Source organism: Metabacillus rhizolycopersici (assembly GCF_020075705.1).
Genome location: NZ_JAIQUM010000199.1, coordinates 1 through 1,619 on the forward strand (window position 1 = coordinate 1; position 1,619 = coordinate 1,619).

At 36.2% G+C, this 1,619-nt stretch carries 1 protein-coding gene; it reads right to left on the minus strand.

Annotation, left to right across the window (positions count from 1 at the left end; genetic code table 11):
- Positions 1 to 134 precede the first annotated feature (134 nt).
- Positions 135 to 1,370: an IS110 family RNA-guided transposase gene (locus K9V48_RS27905; RefSeq protein ID WP_224142302.1), complete on the minus strand. Its 1,236-nt coding sequence runs from the start codon at positions 1,368 to 1,370 to the stop codon at positions 135 to 137.
- Between the last annotated feature and the right edge of the window lie 249 nt (positions 1,371 to 1,619).

The window sequence follows — 1,619 nt, forward strand, 5'->3', positions numbered from 1 at the left end:
AAACCAGCCAATAGTTGTCAACATTTTTCAATAAAAATATTAAAAATATCATGTTATACTAAATTGGTGCATGCCAAATAACCTTCCAAATACTACGTTTGGAAAGTTTTGGTTCACTTGGTTAAAATGTTGATTTAAACTAAATCTTGGAAAGAAGTTTTGTTTTTTAAAAGCGCATAAATCCAATGTAAGAGTTTGTTTGCACAAGCTATCACAGCTACTCTAAAAGGTTTTCCTTCTTCCCGTTTCTTATCATAAAACGCTCGTAATTTCTTATTACGAGGAAGGATTTCATCCGTTGTTTTCTGTTTGCGACAGTCACGAATAGCACATTTAACAGCCATATACAAAGCTTGCCGTAGTCTGCTAGAGCCTCTTTTGGTAATTCGATTGTAAGTACCTTTGAATGTGCCAGATTCAAAGACACTTGGATCAAGACCGGCAAATGCCACTAGTTTCTTAGGGTGATTAAACCTTTCAATTTCCCCAATTTCAGAAATGATCGTGGCTGCGATTTTTTCACCAATACCGGGAATTGATCGGATAATCTTAGATTCTTCAATACTTTTTGCTAAAGCATCTATCTCATTTTCAAGCATGGATAGATGTTTTTTGTGTTCAAAGAGCATATTAATATACATATCTAAGCTTAGGGCAAGACTAGAGTATAAAGTCTTCTGAAAAGGATTTTGAGCTGCGGCAGTAATTAGCTTTTCAGCCTGTTTGTTTGTCCATTGTAGTGAACGAGTGTTACAGAATTCTTTTATTTTAGTTGCTAATGTTTCAGTATCAGCTTTCAAGACATCTTCTGAAGTAGGAAATGCTTGTAATGTTTTTAAAGAAACATCCGAATATAAGTATCCAAAAACCTTACTGTATTCAGGAAAAACTTGATCCAAGACTGCCTGAAATTGTAGTTTGGTTTGTACAAACACGCCTATAATATTATCGTGCTGTCTCGTAAGATGACGTAAGTTCATAAGTTGGATACCACGCTTTTTATAAGGCTCTAAATCCTCTTTATAATACAGCTCGCAGAGGTGATTGGCATCAATGATATCTGTTTTTACCTTTCGCAAACTAGAACTTTTTGCTTTATAAGAGATGAGTGGATTTACGATAATAATTAAATAGCCTTTGTCCTCAAAATATTGAACAACAGGTGTGTGATAATGACCCGTTGATTCCATTACAAGAGGGGGACGTTCTCCTGAAATATCTTCTATCTCTTTAATAAAATCTAATAAACTAGCTAACCCATCAAGATCATGTTTTACTTTGAAACTTTTCTTGTAGGGCTTCTTTCTTTCCAAGTATGCTTGAACCTGACTTTCGCCTTTTGCCACATCCAGACCAATGACTGGATTCATTATAAATCTCCTCCTTCAAATATAATTACCGGTACCCCTAATCCTTCTTGCAGTGTCATAGCTTCGCTTGTTATACGAGATCATTGTCCCAACCAGCCTCAAACATGTTTCTACAAGTAGGGGGCGAACTGTTTTGCGGACGGGATCTTAGTCCCACGGGCGCTTACGTTCTACCCCGGCTACCGTTATCATATATCGATATAAAAAATGGTCAACCAGAAATATTTTCTGGCTGACCTTATAATACGA